30 protein-coding genes are annotated in these 26,245 nt (G+C 60.2%); 13 read left to right on the plus strand and 17 right to left on the minus strand.

Annotation, left to right across the window (positions count from 1 at the left end):
• The first annotated feature begins 55 nt into the window (after nt 1–55).
• From maiA to WFP06_RS11865, 3 genes are all read left to right on the plus strand, one after another.
• Nucleotides 56–703, plus strand: coding sequence for a maleylacetoacetate isomerase (maiA, locus tag WFP06_RS11855; protein WP_336987690.1), 648 nt, complete (start codon nt 56–58; stop codon nt 701–703).
• Nucleotides 700–1,710 carry a fumarylacetoacetate hydrolase family protein gene (locus WFP06_RS11860; protein ID WP_336987370.1) on the plus strand — a complete coding sequence of 337 codons (1,011 nt, stop codon included), beginning with the start codon at nt 700–702 and terminating at the stop codon, nt 1,708–1,710. The genes maiA and WFP06_RS11860 overlap by 4 nt, the downstream gene beginning before the upstream one ends.
• A 110-nt stretch (nt 1,711–1,820) precedes the next feature.
• On the plus strand, nt 1,821–2,804 hold the full coding sequence (locus WFP06_RS11865) for a complex I NDUFA9 subunit family protein (protein ID WP_336987371.1): 984 nt from the start codon (nt 1,821–1,823) through the stop codon (nt 2,802–2,804).
• Here the strand turns inward: WFP06_RS11865 and WFP06_RS11870 are convergent.
• The 3 genes from WFP06_RS11870 to WFP06_RS11880 form a co-directional block, all read right to left on the minus strand.
• Nucleotides 2,796–3,242 (minus strand): NfeD family protein, encoded by a 447-nt coding sequence (locus WFP06_RS11870; RefSeq protein ID WP_336987372.1) that lies wholly within the window; start codon nt 3,240–3,242, stop codon nt 2,796–2,798. The two genes, WFP06_RS11865 and WFP06_RS11870, sit on opposite strands and share 9 nt — an antisense overlap.
• Nucleotides 3,242–4,237 (minus strand): SPFH domain-containing protein, encoded by a 996-nt coding sequence (locus WFP06_RS11875; RefSeq protein ID WP_336987373.1) that lies wholly within the window; start codon nt 4,235–4,237, stop codon nt 3,242–3,244. The genes WFP06_RS11870 and WFP06_RS11875 overlap by 1 nt, the downstream gene beginning before the upstream one ends.
• An 83-nt stretch (nt 4,238–4,320) precedes the next feature.
• Nucleotides 4,321–5,199 carry a dienelactone hydrolase family protein gene (locus WFP06_RS11880; protein WP_336987374.1) on the minus strand — a complete coding sequence of 293 codons (879 nt, stop codon included), beginning with the start codon at nt 5,197–5,199 and terminating at the stop codon, nt 4,321–4,323.
• Nucleotides 5,200–5,396: 197 nt separating this feature from the next.
• Here WFP06_RS11880 and WFP06_RS11885 point away from each other — a divergent pair, with 197 nt between their 5' ends.
• Together WFP06_RS11885 and WFP06_RS11890 are read left to right on the plus strand one after the other, a co-directional pair.
• A complete protein-coding gene (locus WFP06_RS11885; RefSeq protein WP_336987375.1) occupies nt 5,397–7,514 on the plus strand; it encodes a PQQ-dependent dehydrogenase, methanol/ethanol family in 2,118 nt (705 codons plus the stop codon).
• 96 nt (nt 7,515–7,610) lie between these two features.
• The gene (locus WFP06_RS11890) at nt 7,611–9,032 is read left to right on the plus strand and encodes an aldehyde dehydrogenase family protein (protein ID WP_336987376.1); all 1,422 of its coding nucleotides are present in this window, start codon (nt 7,611–7,613) and stop codon (nt 9,030–9,032) included.
• Between the two features lie 72 nt (nt 9,033–9,104).
• On the opposite strand, the gene WFP06_RS11895 is transcribed toward WFP06_RS11890, so the two are convergent.
• From WFP06_RS11895 to WFP06_RS11905, 3 genes are read right to left on the minus strand one after another with little or no spacing between them, the layout of a single operon-like run.
• Nucleotides 9,105–9,533, minus strand: coding sequence for a DUF3592 domain-containing protein (locus tag WFP06_RS11895; protein ID WP_336987377.1), 429 nt, complete (start codon nt 9,531–9,533; stop codon nt 9,105–9,107).
• Between the two features lie 5 nt (nt 9,534–9,538).
• Entirely contained in the window at nt 9,539–10,393 is an 855-nt protein-coding gene (gene purU, locus WFP06_RS11900; RefSeq protein WP_336987378.1) for a formyltetrahydrofolate deformylase, read from the minus strand.
• A gap of 4 nt (nt 10,394–10,397) precedes the next feature.
• Complete coding sequence (locus tag WFP06_RS11905) at nt 10,398–11,420, minus strand: NAD(P)H-dependent flavin oxidoreductase (protein WP_336987379.1); 1,023 nt, start codon at nt 11,418–11,420, stop codon at nt 10,398–10,400.
• Between the two features lie 196 nt (nt 11,421–11,616).
• On the opposite strand from WFP06_RS11905, the gene katG reads away from it, so the two are divergent.
• Entirely contained in the window at nt 11,617–13,806 is a 2,190-nt protein-coding gene (gene katG / locus WFP06_RS11910; protein WP_336987380.1) for a catalase/peroxidase HPI, read from the plus strand.
• A 72-nt stretch (nt 13,807–13,878) separates the two neighbouring features.
• Here the strand turns inward: katG and WFP06_RS11915 are convergent, their stop codons facing one another.
• Nucleotides 13,879–14,520, minus strand: a complete 642-nt coding sequence (locus tag WFP06_RS11915; protein ID WP_336987381.1) for a dioxygenase family protein — start codon at nt 14,518–14,520, stop codon at nt 13,879–13,881.
• Between WFP06_RS11915 and WFP06_RS11920 the strand changes: the two genes are divergently transcribed.
• Genes WFP06_RS11920 through WFP06_RS11930 form a run of 3 tightly spaced genes read left to right on the plus strand, consistent with a single transcriptional unit; the run spans nt 14,519 to nt 16,850 of the window.
• Nucleotides 14,519–15,046 (plus strand): cytochrome b, encoded by a 528-nt coding sequence (locus WFP06_RS11920; protein ID WP_336987382.1) that lies wholly within the window; start codon nt 14,519–14,521, stop codon nt 15,044–15,046. The genes WFP06_RS11915 and WFP06_RS11920 overlap by 2 nt on opposite strands.
• A 6-nt stretch (nt 15,047–15,052) precedes the next feature.
• The gene (locus WFP06_RS11925; protein ID WP_336987383.1) at nt 15,053–15,301 is read left to right on the plus strand and encodes a hypothetical protein; all 249 of its coding nucleotides are present in this window, start codon (nt 15,053–15,055) and stop codon (nt 15,299–15,301) included.
• A 25-nt stretch (nt 15,302–15,326) separates the two neighbouring features.
• Entirely contained in the window at nt 15,327–16,850 is a 1,524-nt protein-coding gene (locus WFP06_RS11930; RefSeq protein WP_336987384.1) for a catalase, read from the plus strand.
• 57 nt (nt 16,851–16,907) lie between these two features.
• Here WFP06_RS11930 and purT read toward each other — a convergent pair whose 3' ends face one another.
• Both purT and WFP06_RS11940 read right to left on the minus strand, forming a co-directional pair.
• Nucleotides 16,908–18,086, minus strand: coding sequence for a formate-dependent phosphoribosylglycinamide formyltransferase (gene purT / locus WFP06_RS11935; RefSeq protein WP_336987385.1), 1,179 nt, complete (start codon nt 18,084–18,086; stop codon nt 16,908–16,910).
• A 37-nt stretch (nt 18,087–18,123) separates the two neighbouring features.
• Nucleotides 18,124–19,416 (minus strand): aspartate kinase, encoded by a 1,293-nt coding sequence (locus WFP06_RS11940; RefSeq protein WP_419716227.1) that lies wholly within the window; start codon nt 19,414–19,416, stop codon nt 18,124–18,126.
• Nucleotides 19,417–19,469: 53 nt separating this feature from the next.
• Here WFP06_RS11940 and ubiG point away from each other — a divergent pair, with 53 nt between their 5' ends.
• From ubiG to WFP06_RS11955, 3 genes are all read left to right on the plus strand, one after another.
• Complete coding sequence (gene ubiG, locus WFP06_RS11945; RefSeq protein WP_336987386.1) at nt 19,470–20,216, plus strand: bifunctional 2-polyprenyl-6-hydroxyphenol methylase/3-demethylubiquinol 3-O-methyltransferase UbiG; 747 nt, start codon at nt 19,470–19,472, stop codon at nt 20,214–20,216.
• Between the two features lie 130 nt (nt 20,217–20,346).
• Nucleotides 20,347–20,913, plus strand: coding sequence for a hypothetical protein (locus tag WFP06_RS11950; RefSeq protein ID WP_336987387.1), 567 nt, complete (start codon nt 20,347–20,349; stop codon nt 20,911–20,913).
• An 8-nt stretch (nt 20,914–20,921) separates the two neighbouring features.
• Nucleotides 20,922–21,347, plus strand: a complete 426-nt coding sequence (locus tag WFP06_RS11955) for a hypothetical protein (protein WP_336987388.1) — start codon at nt 20,922–20,924, stop codon at nt 21,345–21,347.
• Between the two features lie 42 nt (nt 21,348–21,389).
• Here WFP06_RS11955 and WFP06_RS11960 read toward each other — a convergent pair whose 3' ends face one another.
• Genes WFP06_RS11960 through WFP06_RS11980 form a run of 5 tightly spaced genes read right to left on the minus strand, consistent with a single transcriptional unit; the run spans nt 21,390 to nt 24,318 of the window.
• Nucleotides 21,390–22,406: a glycerophosphodiester phosphodiesterase family protein gene (locus tag WFP06_RS11960; protein ID WP_336987389.1), complete on the minus strand. Its 1,017-nt coding sequence runs from the start codon at nt 22,404–22,406 to the stop codon at nt 21,390–21,392.
• Nucleotides 22,403–22,750 carry an ArsC family reductase gene (locus WFP06_RS11965; RefSeq protein WP_336987390.1) on the minus strand — a complete coding sequence of 116 codons (348 nt, stop codon included), beginning with the start codon at nt 22,748–22,750 and terminating at the stop codon, nt 22,403–22,405. The genes WFP06_RS11960 and WFP06_RS11965 overlap by 4 nt, the downstream gene beginning before the upstream one ends.
• 10 nt (nt 22,751–22,760) lie before the next feature.
• Nucleotides 22,761–23,102 (minus strand): antibiotic biosynthesis monooxygenase family protein, encoded by a 342-nt coding sequence (locus WFP06_RS11970; RefSeq protein ID WP_419716228.1) that lies wholly within the window; start codon nt 23,100–23,102, stop codon nt 22,761–22,763.
• A complete protein-coding gene (gene ruvC / locus WFP06_RS11975; protein ID WP_336987391.1) occupies nt 23,080–23,550 on the minus strand; it encodes a crossover junction endodeoxyribonuclease RuvC in 471 nt (156 codons plus the stop codon). Before ruvC ends, WFP06_RS11970 begins: the two co-directional genes overlap by 23 nt.
• Before the next feature lie 21 nt (nt 23,551–23,571).
• Nucleotides 23,572–24,318: a YebC/PmpR family DNA-binding transcriptional regulator gene (locus tag WFP06_RS11980; protein ID WP_336987392.1), complete on the minus strand. Its 747-nt coding sequence runs from the start codon at nt 24,316–24,318 to the stop codon at nt 23,572–23,574.
• A 119-nt stretch (nt 24,319–24,437) separates the two neighbouring features.
• On the opposite strand from WFP06_RS11980, the gene WFP06_RS11985 reads away from it, so the two are divergent.
• Nucleotides 24,438–25,109 (plus strand): CPBP family glutamic-type intramembrane protease, encoded by a 672-nt coding sequence (locus WFP06_RS11985; protein ID WP_336987393.1) that lies wholly within the window; start codon nt 24,438–24,440, stop codon nt 25,107–25,109.
• On the opposite strand, the gene WFP06_RS11990 is transcribed toward WFP06_RS11985, so the two are convergent.
• From WFP06_RS11990 to WFP06_RS12000, 3 genes are all read right to left on the minus strand, one after another.
• Nucleotides 25,106–25,423 carry a heavy metal-binding domain-containing protein gene (locus WFP06_RS11990; protein ID WP_336987394.1) on the minus strand — a complete coding sequence of 106 codons (318 nt, stop codon included), beginning with the start codon at nt 25,421–25,423 and terminating at the stop codon, nt 25,106–25,108. The genes WFP06_RS11985 and WFP06_RS11990 overlap by 4 nt on opposite strands.
• Before the next feature lie 122 nt (nt 25,424–25,545).
• A complete protein-coding gene (locus tag WFP06_RS11995) occupies nt 25,546–25,782 on the minus strand; it encodes a DUF2312 domain-containing protein (RefSeq protein WP_336987395.1) in 237 nt (78 codons plus the stop codon).
• A gap of 92 nt (nt 25,783–25,874) precedes the next feature.
• Entirely contained in the window at nt 25,875–26,198 is a 324-nt protein-coding gene (locus WFP06_RS12000; RefSeq protein WP_336987693.1) for a DUF1244 domain-containing protein, read from the minus strand.
• Nucleotides 26,199–26,245: the final 47 nt, after the last annotated feature.

Consider the following 26,245-nt stretch of genomic DNA (forward strand, 5'->3'; position numbering starts at 1 on the left):
CGCCTTTCTATTCATGATAACCGGCCGCGCACGCAACATCGGCCTGGAGAACGATATGAAGCTGTTTGGGTATTATCGCAGTTCGACCAGCTATCGCTTGCGAATTGCGCTTAATCTCAAAGGGCTGGAATATGATCAGTCACCCGTCAATCTGCTCGAATCGGAGCAACGCGGGCAGGATTTCAGTGCGCGCAACCCGTTTGCATCGGTGCCGATGCTGGAGGCTGGCGGGCGTGACCGGGCGCAAAGCGTGGCAATTCTCGAATGGCTGGACGAGGTTTATCCCGCCAATCCGCTGTTACCCGCCGATGTCGAACAGAGATTTACCGCGCGCGAGCTGGCTTACGCGATTGCTACCGAATTACACGCGCCGCTGAATTTGCCCGTGCTGCAATATCTGGGCCGCGAGTTCGGACAGGATCAGGAAAGTGTCGCCACATGGTACCGCCATTGGCTGGCCAAAACACTTGTCCCGGTCGAGGCGCGGCTGAAACAGCTGCAAGCGGGCGATTTCCTGTTCGATGCACCCGGCTTGTTCGAAGTTGTCATGATCCCGCAAATCTACAACGCCAGCCGGTTTGATTTCGATCTGGCCGCCATGCCGCATATCCGCCGGATCAACGCCGCCTGCACCCGGCTGCCGCAGTTCAAGGCGGCCCACCCCGACCTCCAGCCCGACAATTCGCAAAGGAAAGAAACATGAAACTAGCCACGCTGAACGATGGTACCCGCGACGGAAAACTGGTGGTCGTTTCCAAAGACCTGACGCGGTACTGTCTGGCGGATAATATCGCACCCACGCTGCAGGCTGCGCTGGATGACTGGGACACGCATGCCCCCGATCTGGAGGCGCTGTACCGCGATGTGGAACATCAGGCGGTGCCGTGCGAACGGTTTCATGAAAGAGAAGCACATTCGCCGCTGCCGCGCGCGTACCAATGGGCCGACGGCAGCGCCTATATCAACCATGTCGAGCTTGTCCGGCAGGCCCGCGGTGCAGAAGTGCCGCAGAGTTTTTACACCGACCCGCTGATGTATCAGGGTGGTTCCGATGCGTTTCTGCCGCCGCGCGGCGACATCGCGTTGGGCGATCCGGCGTGGGGCTGCGATATGGAAGGTGAAGTCGCGGTCATCACGGGTGACGTGCCGATGGGGGTTTCGGCAGATGAGGCAGCCGATCACATAAAACTGGTGATGCTGGTAAACGATGTTTCGCTGCGCGGCCTGATCCCGGCCGAACTGGCCAAGGGCTTCGGCTTTTTCCAGTCAAAACCGCCAAGCGCATTTTCGCCCGTTGCGGTCACACCCGACGAGTTGGGCGATGCCTGGCAGGGATCGGTCATCCACCTGCCATTGCAAGTGGATTACAATGGCGAGCCATTCGGCCGCGCGAATGCCGGAGAGGATGCGACATTCAACCTCGCACAACTGGTCGCCCACGCCGCCAAAACCCGCCCGCTTACCGCCGGAACGATTATCGGCTCGGGAACAGTTTCGAACAAGGGGCCGACCGGCGATCCCGGCAAACCATGCAGCAAAGGCGGCTTGGGATATTCCTGTATCGCTGAAATCCGCATGATCGAGACGATCGAAAGCGGGGAAGCCAAAACGCCGTTCATGTCAGCGGGCGACAAGGTGCGGATCGAAATGCTCGACAAGGAAGGGCGGTCGATATTCGGCGCGATCGAACAGGATGTGGTCGCCATTTGAAAATGGCTGCAAGCCCGAAGCGGTTGCGGCGGAACACAGCATTGGGCATGGGCGTTGCATATTCGTACATTTAACCCGCGCAGCGTTCAATTACAGGTAACATACGGATTATGGCGAAGACAAAACCACTCGACGGCAAACTGGTCGTTCTGCTTGGCGGGAGCGGCTTTTTCGGCACGCATGTGGCGCAGGATTTGCTTGAACAGGGTGCCCGGCTGCGGATTGCCAGCCGCAATCCCAAGGCTGCCTTTCATCTGAAACCATTGGCCAATCTGGGGCAGATCCAGTTTGTCCGCTGCGACATTACCAAACCTGACAGTATCGCCTTGGCCGTCGGCGGCGCGGATGGCGTTGTCAATCTGGTCGGCGAATTCAAGGGCGATCTGGTTGCAATCATGGGCGACGGTGCGGGCAACGCTGCGAAAGCGTCCAGGGAAGCGGGTGCGGCGGCATTCGTGCAAGTCAGCGCCATTGGCGCGGATGCCAATTCGGAGGTCGATTATGCCCGGGCCAAGGCGATTGGCGAACAAGCGGTTCTGGCCGCATTTCCCGCTGCGACGATCCTGCGCCCGCCGGTCCTGTTTGGCGAGGATGATGATTTCATCAACATGTTCGCCAAGCTGATTTCCACCTTTCCGGCGCTGCCCGTGTTTGCACCCGATGCCAAGCTCCAGCCGCTGCATGTCGATGATGCCGCCGCCGCAGTGGTTGCGGCGCTTGCCGATCCGGCGAAACACGGCGGCAAGATTTACGAGATTGCCGGCCCTGCCGTGATGACAATGGCCCGCATCAACCGCGCCATCGCTGCGGCACAGAACCGCAATACCACGTTCATCGAATTGCCCGATTTCATTTCCGAAGGTTTTGCCAGTGCCACGGGTTGGTTGCCCGGCGCGCCGATCAGCCGCGACCAGCTGACTTTGCTGCAACAGGGCAGCGTTCCTTCGGGCGATTTTCCCGGAATTGCCAAGCTGGGCATCACCCCGCGCCCGCTGGAACTGTATCTGGACCGCTGGATGACCCGTTACCGCAAGCACGGCCGGTTTGGCGTGGCGCGGGTCAGCACGCCGGTGGATGATGGCGGTTTAGGTTAGCGGTTCCACGAGCAAATCGGACCCGGCAGCGCCGGTGATCCGGACACGGGTGCCAATGGCGAGGTCTGCGCCGCGTGCGATCCATTGGCTGTCGCCAACCTGCACCTTGCCGCTGCCGCCTTCGATTGGCACCACGACCACTGCGGTTTCGCCAACCATCCGGCTGAGCCGTTTGTTCATCATCGGATCGGCTTCGCGGATCGGCCTGTCCTGCAGGAACCGCTTGGCGGCATAGACTGTAGCCACCGCAATGACGGAAAAGACGATTACCTGAAGCGCCAGACCCAGCCCGAAAGCCCAGGTCAGCAGACCCGCGGCCAAAGCCGCCAGCGCCAGCCAGATCAGATAGACCCCCGGCACCACCACCTCCAGCGCAGCCAGCAGCAGACCAATGCCGATCCATACCCAGTGGGCGTCCAGATTTTGTAGCGTTTCCATCAGCTGCTCCGCGGCGGCGAACGCGGCACACTGGCGCGCGGCGCAGCCGGTGCCCCGCCACCTGATCCGCCACCTGATCCGCCGCCATTACTTTCCATCATGCCCTTGGCCAATTCGCCAATTCCGCCCAGCGTTCCGATCAGCTGGGTAGCTTCGACCGGGAACAGGATAGTTTTGGCATTGGGCGATGTTGCAAAACCGGCAATTGCCTTGGTGTATTCCTGCGCGATGAAGTAATTGATCGCCTGATTGCCGGAACTGGCGATGGCATCCGACACGACCTGCGTGGCGCGCGCTTCTGCCTCGGCTGCACGTTCGCGGGCTTCTGCATCGCGGAAGGCTGCTTCCTTGTTACCCTCTGCGGTCAGGATGGCGGACTGCTTGTCGCCTTCTGCGCGCAGGATGTTGGAGGCACGGTCGCCTTCGGCCTCGAGAATTTCGGCACGCTTCAGGCGTTCCGCCTTCATCTGGCGCGCCATCGCTTCGGAAATATCGACCGGCGGGCGGATATCCTTGATTTCGACGCGGGTGATCTTGATCCCCCACGGCGAGGTTGCCTGATCGACCACCACCAGCAGCCGGGCGTTGATCTCGTCACGCTTCGACAGCGTTTCATCGAGGTCCATGCTGCCCATCACGGTCCGCAGATTGGTGGTCGTGAGCGCCATGATCGCCTGATACAGGCTGGAAACCTCGTAAGCCGCCTTGCCCGCATCCAGCACCTGGAAGAACACGACTGCGTCCACACCGACCATGGCATTATCGGCGGTGATGATTTCCTGTCCGGGGATATCGAGCACCTGCTCCATCATGTTCACCTTGTGACCGACACGATCGACGAACGGGACCAGAAAATGCAGGCCGGGCTGCGCGGCGAGCGTGAATTTGCCCAGCCGTTCGATCGTATAGACGAAGCCCTGTTTGACGACGCGCACCATCGAAAACAGCACGGCGACAACCAGAACGATCACCATCAGCAGGACACCGAATTCCATAAATTTCTCCGTTTATTTTGCGGCATCCTACGTGAGTTGTCGCCGGCGGCCAAGTGGGTGTGGGCGGGTGCGTTGCGGTGTTTCTAAAGCCCCGCGTATAGCGCCAGCTTGTCGGCATAGGCCTTTTCCGCTGCCGCTTGCGCGTAGGACGGGCTGTCGAGCACGGTCCAGCCGTGATCGCCGGCATAGACATCGACCTTTGCCGGGCGGCCTGCCGCCGCCGCGGCCTCCGCAAACCGGACCTTGTTTTGCGGATCTTTGACGTCATCGTTTTGCGCCACGGCGATCAGATAGCTGGCCGATGTGCCGCCCAGAACCTTGTGCGGGCTCATATCCTCGTCGGTGACCAGACCGCCGCCGTGGAAGCTGGCAGCCGCCTTCACACGCCCCGCGACTGCGGCGGTGCTCCACACGGTGAAAGGTCCGCCCATACAGTACCCTTCTGCTGCGATGCCGCGCGACGTATCGACGGCGCGCTGTGCATCGAGCCATGATACGATCGCGCGCGTGTCGCTCATGATTGCCTGCGTGGTAAGTTTTTTGCGCCATGGGCCGACCTTGTCCCAGCCGCCCTGCATAAAGGTGGCGAAATCGGCGAATTGCGGCGCCTTGCTGTCGCGGTAATAGGGGTTTACGACCAGTACGGCATAACCATCGGCAGCGGTCCGGCGGCCCATCATCAGGAACGAATCGCGCAGCGAAGCGATATCGGGCCAGCAGATCACGGCAGGATGCTTGCCCGATGCCGGCGCAATAAACACCGCATCCATCGTGCCGTCAGCCGTGGTGATGGTAACCGCCGTTTCGGTCAGGGCGCGCGCGCTATTGTTTCCCATATTCCCGTCCACACCCGCACAGGCGGCCAGCGTTGCGGCCGCACCCGCCGCGCCGATCACGCCGAACTGGCGGCGGCTCAGCGCCCGCCAGCCATCGGTACGGCGCTTCATTTCGGCAAGGTCCATTTCTTCGCACATGATCGGGCACTCCGGATTGTTGAATGATTTGAGCGGCAGGATAGCAGCGCAGGGCCCCGCGTCCAGTCAGTCGGTATGCCCGCTTTATCAACAACGGACTCGCCATGCGCCGCGCAAATGTGCAGGATAGGTTCGGGATTAAAACCGGATCGCGCAAAAGCCGGCCGGATTGAAGGATGCTGTCTATGAACCGTCTGGCTTTGATCATCGCTGCGCTATGTCTGCCGCTTGCTGCTTGCGGCTCCGGCGCTCCCGCGCAATCGCCGCTGGCGACCGAAGGCGTCACCGATGCGATGATTGCGGCGGGTAACGGCGATGAGTGGCTGACATATGGCGGCGGCTATGACGAGCAGCGGTTTACCCCGCTCACGCAAATCACTGCGGATAATGTCGGCGAACTGGGGCTGGCATGGTCGGCCGATCTCGACACGGCGCGCGGTCAGGAAGCCACCCCGCTGATGCATGACGGCACGCTGTATATCTCCACCGCATGGAGCATGGTGAAAGCCTATGATGCCAGAACCGGCGCGCTCAAATGGTCTTATGACCCTGAAGTCCCGCGCGAAACGCTGGCGCGCGTATGCTGCGATGCGGTGAACCGCGGGGTCGCGCTATATGGTGACAAGGTGTACGTCGCCGCGCTGGATGGCCGGCTGATTGCGATCGACATGGCAGACGGCAAGGAAGTCTGGGCCAAAACCATCGTGCCCGATCAGGAAAGTTACGCGATTACCGGCGCGCCGCGTATCGCCAATGGCAAGGTGCTGATCGGCAGCGCGGGTGCGGAATATCGTGCGCGCGGTTCGATTGCTGCATTCGACGCGCAAACCGGCGACGAATTGTGGCGGTTCCATACCGTGCCCGGCAATCCGGCAGACGGTTTCGAAAATGACGCGATGGAGATAGCCGCCAAAACATGGGCCGGCGACTGGTGGGAATTTGGCGGCGGCGGAACCGTATGGGATTCGATCACTTTCGATCCGGGCACCAACCTGGTTTATTTCGGTACGGGCAATGCCGAACCGTGGAACCCCAAGACCAATGACCGCGGGCTTGGCGATGCGCTTTACACTTCCTCCATCGTCGCGGTGGATGCCGATACCGGCAAATATGCGTGGCATTTCCAGGAAACCCCCGAAGACCGCTGGGATTTCGATTCCAACGCGCAAATCACCGTGGGCAATCTGGAAATCGAGGGCGAACAGCGCCGCGTTGTGATGCACGCGCCGAAAAACGGATTTTTCTATGTGCTTGATGCCAAGACGGGCGAATTCCTTTCGGGCGAAGCGTTTGTACCGGTGAACTGGGCCAGCGGGCTGGACCCGGAAACGGGCCGCCCGAATATCTTACCCGAAGCGCGCTACGAACAAACCGGCGAAGTGTTTCTGGGCACGCCGGGTCTTTATGGCGGCCACACCTGGCATCCGATGAGCTACAGCCCCCAATCGGGGCTGATGTATATCCCCATCAACAACACGCTGATGCCTTACCTCGCCGACGAGGAGTTCAAGGGCACTGAAATGGGTATGCAGCTGGGCATCGACGTCGCCACCGTTGCCATGCCCGCCGACAAAGCCGCGCGGCAGGCGGCGCTGGATGCCACCACCGGCGCGCTGCTGGCCTGGGATCCTGTGACACAGCAAGAAGCATGGCGTGTCGCCTATCCCGGCCCGTCGAATGGCGGCACACTTTCCACTGCTGGCAATCTGGTTTTCCAGGGCACCGCAGGCGGCGAATTCCGTGCCTATTCTGCCGATACCGGCAAACAGCTGTGGTCGTTCGCCGCGCAAACCGGAATCATTGCCGCACCGATGAGTTATAGCATCGACGGCGAGCAATATGTTGCCATCCTCGCCGGATGGGGCGGATTGTGGGATCTGAATTCAGGACTGCTGTCCGACAAATCCGGCCGCGCACCCAACATCAGCCGTCTGCTCGTGTTCAAATTGGGCGCGGATGGCGAACTGCCGCCACCCCCACCGCTGAGCGAGTTGGTGCTGGACCCGCCCGCCTTCAAAGGCACGCCGGAGCAAGTCGCGCTTGGCGGTAAACTCTACGCGCAAAACTGCTCCGCTTGCCATGGCGATGCTGCGATTGGCGGTCGGCTGAACCCCGATCTACGCCATTCGGGCACAATCGGCCGCGAAGAAGCCATCCGCGCAATCGTGATCGACGGGGCGCTGAAACATAACGGCATGGTATCGTTCAAACGCAATGTCGATGCTGCCGATGCAGAGGCGATCCGGCAATATCTGATCAAACGCGCTAACGAGGACAAGGCATTGGAGATCGCCGCCAGATAGCGCGCACCGCCCTTACCTAGCCGCATTGCGCGTGGTAGGTTTTATCCAGAGACGAATCGCGCCCCGGCGGCGCATCAACGATAATCGGAGACTTCCATGACCAAAAGCTATCACAACCTCATCGACGGCGAGCTTGTCCAGACATCAGGCACCATGGAAGTGCTCAACCCGGCGACCGAACAGGTCATCGGTCTGGTCCCGTCATGCGGGGCAGAAGAACTTGACCGCGCGGTTGCCGCCGCGCGCAAGGCGTTCAAGACATGGTCGAAGACGCCAATCGACGATCGCCGTGCGGTGATCCAGAAAATGTCCGCCGCGATCAAGGAAAACGCCGACGAACTGTTCCGCCTGCTGACCAGCGAACAGGGCAAGCCGCACGATCAGGCCAAGGGCGAAGTTTATGGCGCCGCGGGCATGATGGCCGCGCAGTCCACGCTTTCGCTCGACGATGTGATCAATGAAGACAGCGACACACGCCTGTCGCGCACCCGCCGCGTTCCGGTGGGTGTGGTGGGCGGCATCGTGCCGTGGAATTTCCCCGTGATGATGGCAATGCAGAAGATCGCGCCCGCCATTTTGTCGGGCTGCACCATCGTGCTCAAACCCTCGCCCTTCACCCCGCTCGCCACGCTGCGTATTGCCGAGCTGATCAAGGATGTCGTGCCTGCCGGCGTGGTCAACATCATCACCGGCGAGGATGCACTTGGCCCGCTGATCACCGAACATGCGGATATCGACAAGATTACTTTCACCGGCTCCACCGCGACCGGCAAGAAAATCATGGAAGGCGCGTCGAAAGATCTGAAGCGCATCACGCTGGAACTGGGCGGCAATGATGCCTCGATCGTGCTGCCCGATGCCGATGTTTCCAAAGTGGCCGAACAACTGTTCTGGTCCAGCTTCTCCAACGCGGGGCAAATCTGCGTCGCGGCAAAACGCATTTATATCCACGAGGATATCTATGACGAAATGTCCGCCGCCATCGCCGAAGTCGCCAAAAACGTGAAGGTCGGTGACGGCAGCGAACAGGGCACCGGCGTCGGCCCGATCCAGAACAAAAAACAGTTCGACCGCGTGGTGGAATTGATCGAAGATGCCAAATCCAACGGGTACAAGTTTCTGGTCGGCGGCGAAGTCGATCCTTCAGGCAGCGGCTATTACGTGCCGATCACGATCATGGACAACCCGCCCGAAGACGCGCGGATTGTGGCGGAAGAACAATTCGGCCCGGTAATGCCATTGATGAAATTCTCCACCACCGACGAAGTGATCAGCCGCGCCAACAATTCCGAATATGGCCTCGCGGGCGCAGTCTGGACCGGCGACACGGACAAGGGCGTTGAAATTGCCGAGCAGCTGGAAACCGGCACGGTGTGGATCAACGAATATATGCACCTGTCACCCTTCGCGCCGTTTGGCGGCCATAAACAATCCGGCTTCGGCGCGGAATACGGCGTGGAAGGTTTGAAGGAATTTACCTACGCGCAGGTGATTACGGTGAAGAAAGACGCTGCTTGAGGGCATGGGCGGGGCCTTCGGGCCTCGCCCCTTGAGTCAGGATCGCTGCAAAGCAGCAAAGCCCGCACCCGCTCATCCCGCGCCGATAACCCATGCAGTGTAAAGACTGCCAAATCCCAGCAGCATTACCACCGCCACCGCCAGCCATTGCCTTGATGCAGCCGTGATGTCGGCGCGGTCGGGGTGTTCCTCGTCGTAACGCACTTCCACGACATCGCCGATACCATCGGGCTCGCGGTCGAAGCGGGTTTGCGATTGCACTTCGATTTCTCTCGCTGCACCGGGACGGAAGCGGAATATCGGGGCGTAGGTTGTCGCGCTTTCGCTATCGCGGTTTTCCACATAGCGCACGATCCGGCCCAGCGTCACATGGCCGCGCGTTACCCGCAGTGTCCGGCGGGCCAAACCGACCGTCAGCACAAGCAACGCCGCGCCCATGCCGGCGATCAGAGCCTGCGGAAAACCGCCGAACATCTGGCCCAGAACGGTCGCTGCATCCATCGCCCTTACCCCCTGAACACCACGGTCCGCTGGCCGTTCATAAGTACGCGTTCTTCCAGATGCAGGCGGACTGCTTCGGCCAGCACACGGCTTTCGATATCGCGACCTTTGCGGACCAGTTCTTCTGGCCGGTCGGCATGATTGATCGCCTCGACATCCTGGTGGATGATCGGCCCTTCATCAAGGTCGGCGGTGACATAATGCGCGGTGGCGCCGATCATTTTCACGCCGCGCGCGTGCGCCTGGTGATAGGGTTTCGCGCCTTTGAAGCCGGGCAGGAAACTGTGATGGATATTGATGCAGCGGCCCGCAAAATGCGCGGTCTGCTGATCGGACAATATCTGCATATAGCGCGCCAGCACGACCAGTTCGGCATCCGTTTCTGCGGCAATTGCACGGATTTGCGCCTCCTGCGCGGCCTTGGTTTCAGGCGTTACGGGCAGATGGTGAAACGCAATATCGCCTATATCGGTATGGCTGATCGCGGACCGCGGGTGGTTGGAGATTATCGCGGCCGGCTCCATCGGCAGCTCGCCGATCCGCCAGCGATAAAGCAGGCTGGCCAGGCAGTGATCGAATTTGCTGACCAGCAACAACACGCGGCGCGGGCGGTCGCGCAGTGACAGTTTCCAGTCCATCCCGAACTCCTCCGCCAAAGGACCGAAGTCGCGGCGCAGTGTTTCGCGCGAGGCATCGCCGGGATCGAATTCGACCCGCATAAAGAACGCCGCCCCGTCCTGATCGTTGAACTGCTGCGCCTCCAGCACATTCCCCCCGCGCTCGAACAGAAAGGTCGTGACGCGCGCGGTGATCCCGGGACGGTCGGTGCAACTGAGCGTAAGGACGAGCGGGCGTGACACTGGATTACCGGCGGGTAAGCGCCGCCTCGCATTGGGCCATCAGGCTGTTTACAATATCCGCCACGGGTTCTTCTTCCTTGACCATACCGACGCTTTGGCCGGCCATCAGGCTGCCGTTTTCGACATCGCCATCGATCACTGCCTTGCGCAATGCGCCCGCCCAGTAATGTTCGATCTGCAATTGCGCCTCCAGCATGGGAATGCCTTCGCTGTCGAGGATTGCCGCGACTTCGCGCTGCTTGGCGGTAAACTCCTCGGTGCCCTTGTTCTTCAGCGCGCGCACGGGAATAACCGGCAAACGCGGATCGACCTGCACCGATGCGATGGCGTCGCGGGCATTGGCGCGAAAAAACGCTTTCTTGAAATTGTCATGCGCGATGCTTTCCTTCGCGCAGGCAAAGCGGGTGCCCAGCTGCACCCCGACCGCGCCCATTTCCAGATAGCCCGCAATCGCTTCGCCGCGGCCGATCCCGCCAGCGACGAACACGAGATGGTCTTCCGCCAGTTCCGGCAGGAATTCCTGCGCCAGCACGCTGGTCGATACCGGCCCGATGTGGCCGCCTGCCTCCATGCCTTCGATCACCAGCGCATCGCCGCCCGAACGCAGCAATTTCTTCGCCAGCGCCAGCGTGGGCGCAAACACGATCACTTTGGCGCCAAATGCCTTGATCGCCTCGACACTGCCCTTGGGCGGGATACCGCCTGCCAGCACCACATGGGAAACGCTGTGCCTGGCGCAGACTTCGATCAGGTCGAAGATTTGCGGATGCATGGTAATCAGATTTACGCCGAACGGTTTGGCGGTCAGCTTTTTTGTCTCGGCGATTTCGGTGTCGAGCAAGTCGGGCGTCATCGCGCCGCAGGCAATCACGCCGAACCCGCCCGAATTGCTGATGGCCGACACCAGGCCGCGCTCGCTCACCCAGCTCATCGCGCCGCAAAGGATGGCGTATTCGCTTCCCAGAAATTCGCTGCCGCGCTGCATCAGCTGGCCAGCCTTGGGATAAGTCTTGGTGAAAGCGGTCATTGCGGCTCCGGAAAAAAGGACGTGCCGCGCCATAGGGCGGTCGGCTTTGCGCGGCAAGAACGGCACTGCATCGAAGCGCGCAGACGAGTCGCGCGACAAATCGGTTTATTCGATGAGACTGACGTTAATAATCGGTTCGCTGGCATGGCCTGTCTATGGTAAGGTAATGCAAATCATCTAATCAGGAGAGATTCGAATGGCCGAAGCAGACCCCCAAATTTCAGGTTGTCCCTTTAGTGCAGCCAGCGGCGAGCAGCGCAAGCTGACCGGCCGCGGCAACGCTGACTGGTGGCCCGATGCGCTCCAGCTCGATGTGCTGACGCAAAACGGCAAGTCGCCCGATCCGATGGGCGAAGATTACAATTACGCAGAAGCTTTCAAAAAGCTCGACTATCAGGCGTTGAAGGACGATCTGACAGCATTGATGACTGACAGCCAGCCCTGGTGGCCTGCCGATTACGGCAATTACGGGCCGTTCTTTATCCGCATGGCATGGCACGCGGCAGGCACATACCGCACGGCTGACGGCCGCGGCGGATCGTCCAGCGGGCAGCAACGCTTCGCCCCGCTCAACAGCTGGCCCGACAACGGCAATCTGGACAAGGCGCGCCGCCTGCTTTGGCCGATCAAGCAGAAATACGGCAAACATATCAGCTGGGCCGATCTGTTCATCCTGACCGGCAATGTCGCGATCGAAAGCATGGGCGGCCCCGTCTTCGGCTTTGGCGGCGGCCGCGCCGACGTGTTTGCGCCCGAAACCGACGTCTATTGGGGCACAGAGGAAATGTGGGTCGATCAAGGCGTCGAAACGCGCATCCAGCCGGACAAGGAATGGGATCTGGAAGATCCGCTGGCCGCGATCCAGATGGGCCTGATCTACGTCAATCCGGAAGGTCCGGGCGGCAATCCCGACCCGCTGCTGTCCGCCCGCGATATGCGGATCACCTTTGAACGCATGGCGATGAATGACGAGGAAACCGTCGCACTCACCGCTGGCGGTCACGCCTTCGGCAAGGCTCACGGTGCAAAACCATCGGACACGTTCGGCAGTGCGCCGGAATCCGAAGCCATGCATCTGATGGGCTTCGGCTGGCTGAATGACGAGGATGAGATCAACAAGGGCCACATCACGACTTCGGGTATCGAAGGCGCGTGGACCAACACGCCGACACGGTGGACGGACGATTATTTCCGCCTGCTGCTCGATTACGAATACGAACTGGTCCACTCTCCCGCGGGTGCACAGCAGTGGCAGCCGATAGATCAGAAGGAAGAGGATATGGCGCCCGACGCCCGCGATCCTTCCAAAAAAGTCCCCACGATGATGACCACCGCCGATATGGCGCTGAAGATGGACCCGGAATATCGCAAGATTTCCGAAAAGTTCCGCAATGATCAGGCCGCGCTGGATGATGCCTTCGCGCGTGCATGGTTCAAATTGTGCCACCGCGATATGGGCCCCAAGGTCCGCTATCTCGGCCCCGAAGTGCCCAGCGAAGATCTGATCTGGCAAGACCCCGTTCCGGCCGGCACCACGCCTTCGGACAGCGATGTGTCCGCGTTCAAATCGGCCATTCTGGGCAGCGGTCTGACCACCGCCGAGCTGGTCAAGGCGGCATGGGCTTCGGCCTCCACCTTCCGCCAGTCGGACAATCGCGGCGGCGCCAATGGCGCGCGTGTGCGGCTTGCCCCGCAAAAGGACTGGGCGGTCAACGATCCGGCTGAATTGTCCAGGGTACTCGCGAGGATTGACGAGCACCGCGGCAATATGTCGATGGCCGATGCGATCGTGCTGGCGGGTACGGCAGCGGTCGAAAAAGCGGCGCAGGATGCGGGCTTTACCGTCAGCGTTCCGTTCACCGGCGGACGCGGCGATGCCACCGACGAGCAGACCGATGCCGACAGCTTCGCTCCGCTGGAGCCGAAGGCCGACGGCTTCCGCAATTATCTGAAGACCAAGATGAGCGTGAAAACCGAGGATCTGCTGGTGGACCGGGCAAGCCTGCTCGGCCTGTCGATCCCCGAAATGACCGTGCTGGTCGGCGGATTGAGAGTGCTGGGGGCGAATGCCCGCAACTCTACGGATGGTGTTCTGACCGAAACTCCGGGTCATCTGAACAACCACTTCTTTGTCAATCTGCTCGACATGGGCACGGCGTGGAAACAGGTCGATGACAGCGGCGACGAGGAATTTGTCGGCCGCGACCGCGCAACCGGGACACAGAAATGGACCGCAACCCGCACCGATCTGGTATTCGGTTCCAACTCGCAGCTGCGCGCAATTTCCGAAGTCTATGCCGAAAGCGGTAACGAACAGATGTTCGTGGACCACTTCATCAAGGCATGGACCAAGGTGATGAACGCGGACCGGTTCGATCTGAAGTAATCTGTTAAAGCAAGCGGCTCAAACGGGCCGCAAAGGACCTCCTCGCAGCTTCGGCTTCGGGGAGGTTTTTTGTCAGGGGTGGCGTTCCAGCACGATATTCCGGCGGGCCAGCAAAGTGCCATCGGCAGCGCTTGTCAAACGCACTATCCCGCTGCCGCCACGCAGTTCCTGCCTCGCGATATACGACGGATCGACGCCGAACTCGCCGGCAAATACAATATCGTCGACATAATAACTGCGCTGTCCCGGCTCCGCGATATAGAGATGGATATGCGCGGGCATGGTCATCGAGGGGTAAGGCGCCGGCTTGATCGTTTCAAAGCGGTACCGGCCATCCGCGCCGGTTTTCGCCCAGCCGCGCAGCATTTGCTCGCGCTGCTGCGGCGAGGCGGCGGGATCGTTGGTCTTGTACAGCCCGCTGTCATTCGTCTGGTGCGCGTAGATGATCACTCCCCCCGCCGGCGTAACACCGTCCGGTTTGTACACGGTCCCTTCCGCCACCGACCGCTCGCCCGGTTCATTTTGCGAGGCAATGACGGAGCGCGGACCAAGATCGGGCGGGAGGTTCCTGAACGCCTCGTCGCAGCCGTCGCAGGCGTAAAGATCGGTCCGCGCCTGAAGTTTGGACGAAGCCCGCAGCGTGCAGGCGCCTGTCGCAATCGCCGCCAATCCGGCGATTGCGTATCTTCGCGAAATCGATAATGTTTGTGCCATGGGGCAACGCTATACTAAAACTGCGCGAATTTTGCATTGGTTAATTGCCGCGTTGGTGGCGGGACAAATCGGCCTGGGGTTTGCTTCTGACTGGGTGGAGCGTGAGCAAGCCCGCGCATTGCTGGACCGTCATGTCCAATTGGGCCTGTTGATACTGGCGCTAATGGTGCTGCGGCTGACCTGGCGGCTCGCTTATCCGCCGCCCGCCAGAGCCACGCGCTTGCCCCCGGCGCAGCGGATAGCTGCCGGCGCAACCCATTTCACGCTCTACGTCCTGCTTCTGCTGATGCCGCTTAGCGGCTATGCCTTATGGGCCTGGATCGGCGCCGAAGTGCGCTTTTTCGGCACATTTACGATCCCGGTTCCCGATCTGGCTGGACAAGACGAATTCTGGCGGTCTGTCGCCGGCTATACCCACGAATATGCCGGATATGCCTTGCTGGCCTTTCTGGCGCTGCATATCGGCGCGGCACTGTATCATGAGCTTATTCTGCGTGACGGGCTGGTTCGCGGCCGGATGTTCTAGCGATAGATGGTCCGCACCGGTCTGGTGTCCGGTTCCGCTTATCCGCCCGCGCAAATCCATGCCGGAAACGGCCATGCACAGCTGTCCTGCGACCATTTCATCAACGTGTGGTCCGGCATGACGGGCGCGGACCGCTTCGGTCCGGAGCAGGAGCAGGAGCAGCAGAAGCCGGTTCAACGGGGCCGCAGGCGTGCAATCGTGCGGGCTTATGGCCTTGATAGCGGAACCAGCGCCCTGCGAGGCCGTTTTGACTAAGCGACCAATTTCGAAGGATTTTCCCATGGCCAGTAAAAAATCAGTCCCGGCGACCACCACCGATGGCGGTATCCGTGTGCAAAGCGACGAACATTCGCTGACGATCGGCCCCGACGGCCCGATTGTCCTGCATGATCATTACCTGCTGGAGCAGATGGCCAATTTCAATCGCGAGCGGATCCCCGAACGCCAACCGCATGCCAAGGGATCAGGTGGGTTCGGTCATTTCGAAGTGACCGAAGATGTCAGCAAATACACCAAGGCCAAGGTTTTCCAGCCCGGTACGAAAACTGACGTAGCGATGCGGTTTTCGACGGTTGCAGGTGAAAGCGGCAGCCCCGACACTTGGCGCGATCCGCGCGGCTTTTCGGTCAAATTCTATACCGAGGAGGGCAACTTCGACATGGTCGGTAACAACACGCCGATCTTCTTTGTCCGCGACCCGATCAAATTCCAGAACTTCATCCGTTCGCAAAAACGCCGTGCGGATAACGGGCTGCGCGACCATGACATGATGTGGGATTTCTGGACGCTTTCACCTGAAAGCGCGCATCAGGTCACTTACCTGATGGGTGATCGCGGTGTGCCGAAGAACTGGCGCGAAATGAATGGCTATTCCAGCCATACCTATATGCTGGCGAATGCGGACGGCGAAAAATTCTGGGTGAAATTCCACTTCCACACCGATGTCGGCAAAATGAGCGGAAACGCGCATTTCACGCAGGACGAAGCCGTGAAAATGGCGGGTGAAGACAGCGATTATCACCGCCGCGACCTGTTTGACAACATCGCCAAGGGAAATGGCCCGAGCTGGACCCTCAAATGGCAGATCATGCCCTACGATGATGCCAGGACTTACCGCATCAATCCGTTCGATCTCACCAAAACATGGCCGCACGCGGACTATCCGCTGATCGAGGTTGGCAAGCTAGTGCTTGACCGCAATCCGGTCGATTTCCACACCCAGATCGAACAGCTGGCTTTCGAGCCCAACAACATCGTGCCGGGCATCGGGCTGTCCCCGGACAAGATGCTGCTCGCGCGCGGATTTGCCTATGCCGATGCGCACCGTGCCCGGCTGGGTGTCAATTATAAGGAAATCCCCGTCAACCGGCCGCAAAGCCCGGTCCATAGCTACACCAAAGACGGTGCCGGCCGGACGATGGCCGTAACCGATCCCGTCTATGCGCCCAATTCCTATGGCGGCCCCGCGGCGCAGCCTGTGCCGGGCGAAGAAGCCGGCCTGTGGCATTGCGACGGTGACATGGTACGTCAGGCCTATACGCTGCGCGAAGATGATGACGATTGGAGCCAGGCGGGTATTCTGGTCCGCGATGTGATGGATGATGCGCAGCGCGATCGTTTCGTGTCCAACGTGGCCGGGCATCTGACCGACGGCGTGAGCGAAAAGGTGCTCGTCCGCGCGCTGGATTATTGGCACAAGGTGGACAAATCGATTGGCGACCGGATCGAAAAGGCCGTGCGCGACAAGCTCGGCGGCAAGTCCAAGGCGCCCGGAATGGCATCCGCGGAATCGATCGCCGGCTGACATTACCGCAGATCCAGTTGAAAGAGCCCCCGGCGCCCGGTGCGTTCGGGGGCTTTTTCAGCTATACGAGATCCGCACCTTGCCCGCGGCCTCTGCCGCAATTCGCCGGGCATCGTCGGTGCTGCCGGCTACGGCCAGCGCGACGCCCATCCGCCGGTAGGGACGCGAAGTAGGCTTGCCGAAGATGCGGATATCAACTGTACCGCCTTGGGTGCCGAGTGCATCAGCGAGCCCTTCAAAAGACAGCGTTTCGCTATCGCGGTCTGCCAGTATCACCGCTGAGGCGGACGGTCTTGCGAGCAGCTTTGCCGGGATCGGCAGGCCCATGATCGCGCGGGCATGGAGATCGAATTCAGTCAAATTCTGCGAGCAGAGCGTGACCATGCCGGTATCATGCGGGCGCGGGCTGAGTTCGGAGAATATCACCTCCTCGCCCTTCACGAAAAACTCGACGCCGAACAGGCCGTAGCCCGCGCCGCCGCCTGCCAGATCATCCACCACCTTGCGCGCCATATCTTGCGCGGCGGCAATCGCGGCGTCCGACATGGCGGCCGGCTGCCAGCTTTCCTGATAATCGCCGCGTTCCTGCCGGTGGCCGATGGGCGGGCAAAAACTGACCCCGTCTTTATGCCGGATGGTCAGCAGCGTGATTTCATAATCGAAGTCGATGAATTGCTCGACGATCACCCGCGCGCGGTCGCCGCGCATATTCTGGACGGCGTAATCCCACGCGGTTTCAAGCTCTGCGGCGCTGCGTACGGTGCTCTGCCCTTTGCCGCTGGAGGACATGACGGGCTTGATCACGCAAGGCAGGCCTGTGAAACCGGCGCCCGCAAGCACTTCGTCCAGACTTTCGGCATATTTGTAACGGCTGGTCGTCAGCCCCAGTTCCTGCGCCGCGACATCGCGGATCGCATCGCGGTTCATGGTCAATTGCGCGGCGCGCGCCGATGGCACGACATTGATACCAGCCGCCTCGACCTCGGCCAGCACTTCGGTGCGGATCGCCTCGACTTCGGGCACGACATAGTCTGGCCGATGCCTGCCTATCGCGGCGCGCAATTTGTCGCCGTCCAGCATGGAAAAAACGTCGCTCTCGTCCGCTACCTGCATCGCGGGCGCACCCGCATAGGCATCGCAGGCCACGACATACGCGCCCAGCCGTTTGGCCGAAATTACAAATTCGCGGCCTAACTCGCCCGAACCAAGCAGCAGGATTTTAGCGGTAAATGCCATGCATTGCTCCACAATCCGGGCGCGGCGGCTGCCAAACCTAAGCCGCGTCGTCCTTCGCATCGAGGCCGTAAGCCGTATGCAGCACGCGCACCGCCAGTTCGGTCTCATCCTCGTCGATCATCACGCTGACCTTGATTTCCGAAGTCGAGATCGCCTGGATATTGATCGCCCGGTCGGACAGCGCGCGGAACATCGTGCTGGCGACGCCCGCATGGCTTTTCATGCCCACGCCCACCACACTGATCTTGGCAATATGATCATCGGTAATGATCCGGCCAAAACCGATCGCCGCCTTGTGTTCTTCCAGCAAGGCCTGCGCGCGGGGCAGATCGATTTGCGGGATGGTGAAGGTCACGTCGGTTTCGCCCTTGTCGCGGCCCACGTTCTGGATGATCATATCCACATTGATACTGGCGGCGGCGAGCGGTTCGAAAATATGCGCCACGGCGCCTGGCCTGTCGGGCACGCGGGTCAGGATGATTTTCGCTTCGTTCTTGTCATGGGCGATGCCCGTTACGTGTTGGCGTTCCATTTCGCCGTCCTCCAAAATGCGTTCCATCTCCTCTTCAGAGACGATCATTGTACCGGGCAGATCATCTGCGGGCGGGCTGTCTTCATCGATAAAGCTGGAGAGGACCTGCACCCGCACCCCCTCCTTCATCGCCAGCCCGACCGAACGGGTTTGCAGCACTTTCGCGCCGACCGAGGCAAGTTCGAGCATTTCCTCGTAAGTCACCGCCTTCAGCTTGCGCGCTTTGGCCACGATGCGCGGATCGGTGGTATAGACGCCGTCCACATCGGTATAAATGTCGCAGCGATCCGCGCCGATGGCCGCTGCCACCGCCACCGCCGATGTGTCGGAACCCCCGCGCCCCATGGTGGAAATGCGGCCCTTTTCCGATACACCCTGAAAGCCGGGGATCACCGCAATCTCGCCGCGTTCCATACTGGCAATCATTTCGGCGGCATCAACTGTTTCCACGCGCGCGCTGGCATGTGCCTCGATCGTGCGGACGGGAACCTGCCAGCCAAGCCAGCTGCGCGCTTGTTCGCCCAGTGCCTGCAGGGTCAGCGCGAGCAGGCCGGAGGTGACCTGTTCGCCGCTCGATACGACAACATCATATTCAGCCGGATCGAACATCGGGTTCGCCTCGCGGCAAAAATTAACCAGCCGGTCGGTCTCGCCCGCCATCGCGGATACGACCACGGCCACCTGGTTGCGTTCGCCGTTCTGGCCCGCTGCCTGACGCCGGACGATATTAGCCACGCGGCGGATGCGCTCGGTCCCGGCCATCGACGTGCCGCCAAATTTCATCACTATGCGGGCCAACTTGCGTGAGACTCCTGCTGGATTGACGTGAAAGCGGCTGTTACGGTCGCGTCATGACCAATGCAACTGTCTCAAATGAAACCATCCGCCCTTCCGAAGCCAAGCATTTCGGCAAGCTGGCCGCCGAATGGTGGGACCCGAAGGGCAGTTCGGCAATGCTGCACCGACTGAACCCCGTGCGCCTGCGCTTTATCCGGCAGGCTATCGATATCCATTGGGGCGGCGATGTGGAAAATGTTAAGCCGCTGGCGGGAAAGACCGCGCTCGACGTCGGCTGCGGCGCAGGCCTGCTGTGCGAACCGCTGGCGCGCATGGGCGCGGGCGTGACCGGAGTGGATGCAGCGGCAGAAAATATCGCCGCGGCACAAGCTCATGCGGCAGGCGGCGGGCTGAAGATCGACTACCGCCACGGCGAACTTGGCGCGCTGGGCCTCGGCACCTACGATCTCGTCACCTGCCTCGAAGTGATCGAACACGTCGCGGACAAACGCGCATTTGTCGGCGAACTCGCGCAGCGCCTCGCACCCGGCGGGTTGATGATCCTCTCCACCCCCAACCGCACGATGCAATCGCGCCTGCTGTTGATCGAAGGCGCAGAGGCCATCGGCGCTATCCCCAAAGGCACGCACCATTGGGACGATTTTGTGACGCCTCAGGAACTGGCCGGATTGGTCGCGGAAGCGGGGCTGGCGATGGACCATCCCACAGGCATCGCGTTCGGCCCGGCCAAGGGGCTGCACCTGTCGGACAGTATGTCGCTGAATTATATTGCGGTGGTTAGGCGGGTCTCTGACCGCTAACGATCCGGTTGCAGTTGTTCTGCGCTTCTAGCAAAAAAATATGACCCATAGATACTTGGTAGTATTCTCTTTCATCCTGGCGTAATAATCCAAGTGCAACCAAGTACGATAAGAGCGAGGGGTGCGATTCATGCTTGAACTGTTTCTGTCCGGGATTTTGGGTTTCGCATCGGTTGGTGGCTCACAAGTCGCTTGCCCTGATGTTGACGCAGCCTCCGATGACCATTTGATGGGGGTTTGCAGCCCGCTTGTCACCGAATACCCGGCCTATTCGGTAACCTATCGGGCTAGTCTGTCTCCTCAGCCGGCTTCACAGCAAGTAATGATTTACGGTCGGGATGACGGTTGGATGTTGAGTATAGTTGGATATCGCTGGACGCCGGGCAGCGAAGTTATCCTCACAAGGCGACAGAAAATTGCCATCTCGAATGACGACGCCCAGCGGCTTTCAAACCGTCTGACCGAGGCTTCGATGAAGCAACTGCTGGCTCTGCCTTACTACGGTCCTGGAGATCAAATCTGCACCGATGGAGCGACTAACGAAGTCGCGATGTCGAAGGGCGGCAAAAAGGTAATTGCACAGCAGCATAGCTGTGCTGGAAAAACACTGATCAACGAGATCTCTGCCGCGTTTAGGGAGCTGGCCCTGGAGTATGATCCAGAATTCGAAGGTCTGCTTTCAGGGCTCGAGAACTAGGGGTGCGTATGCGCAAGTTGGGTCTAGCGGCTGCGGTCGCACTCGTTATCAGCACGGTGTCAGCCGCATCCGCGGCGGAGAGACAGTTGGAGGGGGTAACTGCTGAAGAAGCCGCGTCGATCATCACCACGCTCGAAAAGGGTCAGAAAGCCCTGCGCGCGGGTGAGTTCCAGCGATTTACCTTGCTGGCCGGATCGGTCGCCTCCTACGAAGCGACCAATATTCCGGCTCGGGAAGCATTTCTGAGCATACCGTTCAATGAAGTCTGGAGAATTAGCCGCGCTGAAGCCGAGACAATAGCCTGGCAGCCCTTTCGGCTTTCCTATGCACCCGACGGATTGGGGCAGCGTTACTGGGATATTGAGGTCGTCGTCGGTTCAAACGGTGGGCTTGAGTTGGTCACTTTAAACTACAAGGTGCCGCCACCCTTCTAAAGGGCCAAATGTCAGTTCCCATCCAGCTTCAGACATCCTCACTCAACGCAAAGCCTTCGCCAGCACCGCATCGCCCGGATTGTCCGTAAACACGCCGTCCACTCTCGCTTGCACCAGCAGCTTCCACATCGCCGCGAAGTTGCCGATGGCTGAGGGATCGTCGCCCACTTGCAGGGCGGGCGGCAGGAAGGCGTTTTCGCGGCGAAGCGTGTAGGTGTGGACTTCCAGCCCGGCGTCATGCGCGCTTTGTACAAGGCGCGTGGGCGAGCCGTCTTCGTTCAGCACCAGCGATATCGGAACGCCGATTGCATGGGCATATCCGGCGACCTGTTTCAGGCCTTCGGGGGCGAGGAACTGGGCATAGCCAAGCTGCGGCGCATCGGCGGGGCCGCCTTCTTCGGACATCAGCTGCACTGTGCGGAAATCGCTGCGGAATTTGACCTGCACCAGCGGGGTCGGCTCGAAACTCTGGATCAGGACGGGGTCATTCCCGGTATAGCCTGCCGCCCTCAGCGTACCGAGCAGCAGCGGAACCGTATCGAGACCAATGGAAGTAAAATAGGCGTGGTGTTTCAGCTCGGGATAAAGGCCGATGCGCTTGCCGGTGTCCTTTTCCGCGATGCGGACCCAAGCGATAATCTCTTCCAGCGTGACCAGCGGAAATTCGCCGTCATATTGCGTGTTGGCCAGACGGATCGCGGGCAGGCGTTCCCTGGCGCGCAGCCGGTAAAGTTCATACAGATCGAAATCTTCGGTGAACCAGCCGGTGATTGCCAGCCCGTCGATGATTTTGGTCGTCTTGCGGTCAGCAAATTCGGGCAAGTCGGCCACATTGGTTGTGCCCGAAATCTCGTTTTCATGCCGCGCGATCAGCCGTCCGTCGCGCGTCGGCACAAGATCGGGCTCGATATAATCCGCGCCCTGCTCCACCGCCAGCGCATAGGCCGCCAGCGTATGTTCGGGCCGCTCGCCGCTCGCGCCGCGGTGGCCGATGATCAGTTGCGCCGATGCGGGCACAGCCATCGTCAGTGCCATCAGAAACGCGAGCAGCCGGATCACAGAAACTCGTCCCACATCGGCTTGTCGAAGCCGACCAGGATGCTGCCGTCATCCAGTTCCAGAACCGGGCGCTTGATCAGCGAAGGATGCGTGGCCATCAGCAGGATTGCCTTGCCTTCGTCGATGTTGGTCCGGTTTGCCTCATCCAGCTTGCGGAAAGTGGTGCCGCGGGTGTTCAGCAGCGCTTCCCAGCCCACCTGATCGGCCCATTCCTTCAGCCGGTCGGGGTTGGCCCCGGCCTTTTTATAGTCGGTGAAGGAATAGTTGGTGCCGCGCTGTTCCAGCCATTTCTGCGCTTTCTTCACTGTGCCGCAATTGGGGATGCCATAGACTGTAACGCTCATATCGGGTCTTTCATTTGAAATCGGTGGCATTTTCGAAGCGGTGAACGCGGGGCTCGTCACATCCGAAAAGCGTGTAATTATCGTAATATAGGTCGCGTCCGCGCGATTGCACTGCCCGGTGTTCTGCCACCTGACCCCATGCGCGCGCGGCCGCCTCGTCTTGCCATTCCGACACGGCGATTACTTCATCGTCTGCGGCAGTGTAGCTTTTGAAAGAGATAAAACCCGCCTGACTGCGGGCCATCGTCTCCATCACCATAGCTTCGGCGTCATAGGCTGCAAGGTCGATATCGGCGCGCTTGCGATTGCGAAACACCACCAGATACATATTATCGCCCTCCCAGATGCGCATCGGCGATCGCCACCGCCAGCGCATCGGCAGCATCCGCTCCGGCAAGCTGCACTCCGGGCAACAGCACGCGCAGCATCGCCTGTATTTGCGCCTTTTCCGCCGCGCCTGTGCCGACGATGGCTTTCTTCACCTTGCGCGCGGCGTGTTCGTTGACCTGCAGGCCGAACGTCCCGCACGCCGCCAGCACCGCGCCGCGCGCCTGCGCCAGTTTCAGCGTCGATTGCGGGTTCTTGTTGAGGTAAATCTCCTCTGCCGCGGCGCGCCCCGGCGCATGGACCCTGATCACTTCGGCAAGGCCTGATTGCAGCGCTGCCAGCCGCTCCGCCATCGGCGCTTTGGGGCTGGTCGCGATCTGGCCGTTGGCGATATGCGATATGCGCGCGCCTTCGCTGCGGATCACGCCCCAGCCGGTGCAGGAAAGCGAGGGATCGAGGCCCAGAATGATCACGGCCCGTCCCTCCCCGCCCCGTTACGCGTCCAGCTTGTCCATGATTTCGTCGGAAATCTCGTAATTGCCCCAGACGGTCTGGACATCATCGTCATCATCAAGCTGATCGATGAGCTTGAGCAGGATTGCCGCATCCTTCTCGTCCAGTTCGACCGTCAGATTGGGCTTCCATGCCAGTTTGACCGTTTCAGGTTCGCCCAGCGCTTTTTCCAGCGCGGTGGCCACTTCGTGCAGATCGTCGGCTGCGGTCCAGATTTCGTGACCGTCTTCGCCCGACTGGATATCCTCTGCCCCGGCTTCCATGGCAGCTTCGAGGATTTTATCCTCGCTGCCGGCAGCGGCGGGGTAAGCGACAAAGCCCAGCCTTTCAAAACTGTGAGCCACCGACCCAGCCGTACCCAGATTGCCGCCATGTTTGGCAAAGGCAGTGCGAACGGCCGTGGCAGTCCGGTTGCGATTGTCGGTCAGCGCCTCGACGATAATCGCGCTGCCGCCCGGGCCGTAACCTTCATAGCGCAGTTCTTCGTAATTTTCGTCATCGCCGCCAGAAGCCTTGTCGATCGCGCGCTGGATATTGTCCTTGGGCATCGACTGGCCCTTGGCATTGTTGACCGCCAGCCGCAGCCGGGGGTTCATGTCGATATCGGGCGTGCCCATTTTCGCAGCAACGGTAATTTCGCGGCTCAACTTGGAAAACAGATTGGAACGCTTTTTATCCTGCGCACCTTTGCGGTGCATGATATTCTTGAATTTGGAATGGCCTGCCATGGAAATATCCGCTTAAGGGTAAAAACTATGGAAGCCGCATTAGCCGTATGAGTGGGCAAGTCTCAAGTCCTGTATATCACGGTATGGTTCCGCATGAATGGCGGCGCTTTGCACAGTTTGTGCGTGCCCCCCGTTTGCCGCAGAAGATCAACGCATTCAGCACGCGGGTTGTGGCCGGCGTATGGTGGATGTTTGTGCTCGACCTTGTCCTGATGTGCGTGCTGCTCGCGGCTGCGCTGACAATCTTTTCGTTTGGCGTCGATATTCCCGCAAACAAGTTGGATTCGCTGACGCTGGACCCGCAGATCCTTTTTGTCATCATTATCGCCGCGCCGGTATTTGAGGAAATTCTGTTTCGCAGCTGGCTGTCAGGCCGCCCGGCGCTGATCACAATTATGCTGATACTGGGCGCATTTGCGCTGGGGCTGGCGACTATTGCGGGGGCAAGCGGGCTCGACAACCGGTGGATTTTCGCCATTGGCGGTGTGGCTGCCATTATTGCCGCGACATTTGCCGGCCTGCATTTGAGGGGCCGCGCGCCGTTCAGGTTTTTCACGCGCCATTTCGGCTGGTTCTACGCGCTCAGCACCGGGCTGTTCGCGGTCGCGCATCTCGGCAATTACGACAATGCCAATCCGGTGTTTCTGCTACTGGTCATTCCGCAGGCGGTTGCCGGTCTGGTGTTTGGCTATACCCGCATCCATTACGGCCTGTGGGCAAGCATGCTGGTCCACGCACTGCACAACGGCACCTTCATCGCTTTTGCCATGCTGGGGAAATCGGCGGCCTAGATCACCACCGCCGTGCCCGAAATGCTGACCATCAGCATCGAACCGTTCTGGCCAAGCACTTCGTAATCCAGATCGACCCCGACCACCGCATTACCGCCCAGCGAAAGCGCCTCCTGCTTCATTTCGGACAAGGCCTCTTTCCGCGCGCGGGCCAGAACATCTTCGTATTTGCCCGACCGTCCGCCGACAATATCGGTGATACTGGCAAACAGGTCGCGGAAGCTGTTGGCCCCCACGATCACTTCGCCCACCACCACGCCGCAATATTTCTTTACCTCGTGGCCTTCGATCACTGCGGTGGTGGTTACAATCATGCCGCCGCCATCAGGTGCAGCGCTGGTCCAGGGGCTTGCCTTAATATCACTCCGTCCAATACAAAACTGCCGCGCAGGATAGACCCGCGCGGCAGCTTGTAAACGGTAGTTCGCGCGCCGGTTTATTCGAGACCGAGCGCGTTTTTGTAAACTTCCAGGATGGTTTCCATCTCGCTGCGGTCGTCGGGGGCCATTTTGCGCAGCCGCACGACCTGACGCATGATCTTGGGATCATAACCGACCGCTTTTGCTTCGGCATAGACATCGCGAATATCATCCGCGATGCCTTTCTTTTCTTCTTCGAGGCGTTCGATGCGCTCGATCAGCAGGCGCAGGCGATCATCTGTGGCGTCGGCCATTATATACTCCGGTGTTGATGAGAATCAGCTTGGCGGCGGTGATAGCGGCGGCGGCTGATGCGGTGAAGATGCTGCGGGCGCTTTTTGCCGCTTCAACACGGTTTATTTCTGGCAACGCTGTCTTTCATCCGCGCCAACTGTTCTTCGGTTGCGGGCGTCTGGCGGCTCTGCTTCCATTGATCCTGCGGCATACCGTGGATTAATTCCCTCGCGGCAGCTTTATCACCGTCAAACCCGGCATCCATGATCCAGTCGGCCAGACAATTCCGGCAAAATCCGGACAACCCCATCAAATCGATGTTCTGTGCATCATGCCGGTGCTGCAAATGGCGCACCAGCCGGCGGAAAGCCGCTGCCGCCACGCCATCGTCCAAATTATCCAGTGCATCCGCCGCGCGGGCCGCATTCGTATCCATCGTAACTTTCCTTGTCATGTCACAGCGGTATGGCATAGCTTGGCCGG

The sequence above is a fragment of the Altererythrobacter aquiaggeris genome (assembly GCF_037154015.1).
GTDB classification, from domain to species: Bacteria; Pseudomonadota; Alphaproteobacteria; order Sphingomonadales; family Sphingomonadaceae; genus Aestuarierythrobacter; species Aestuarierythrobacter aquiaggeris.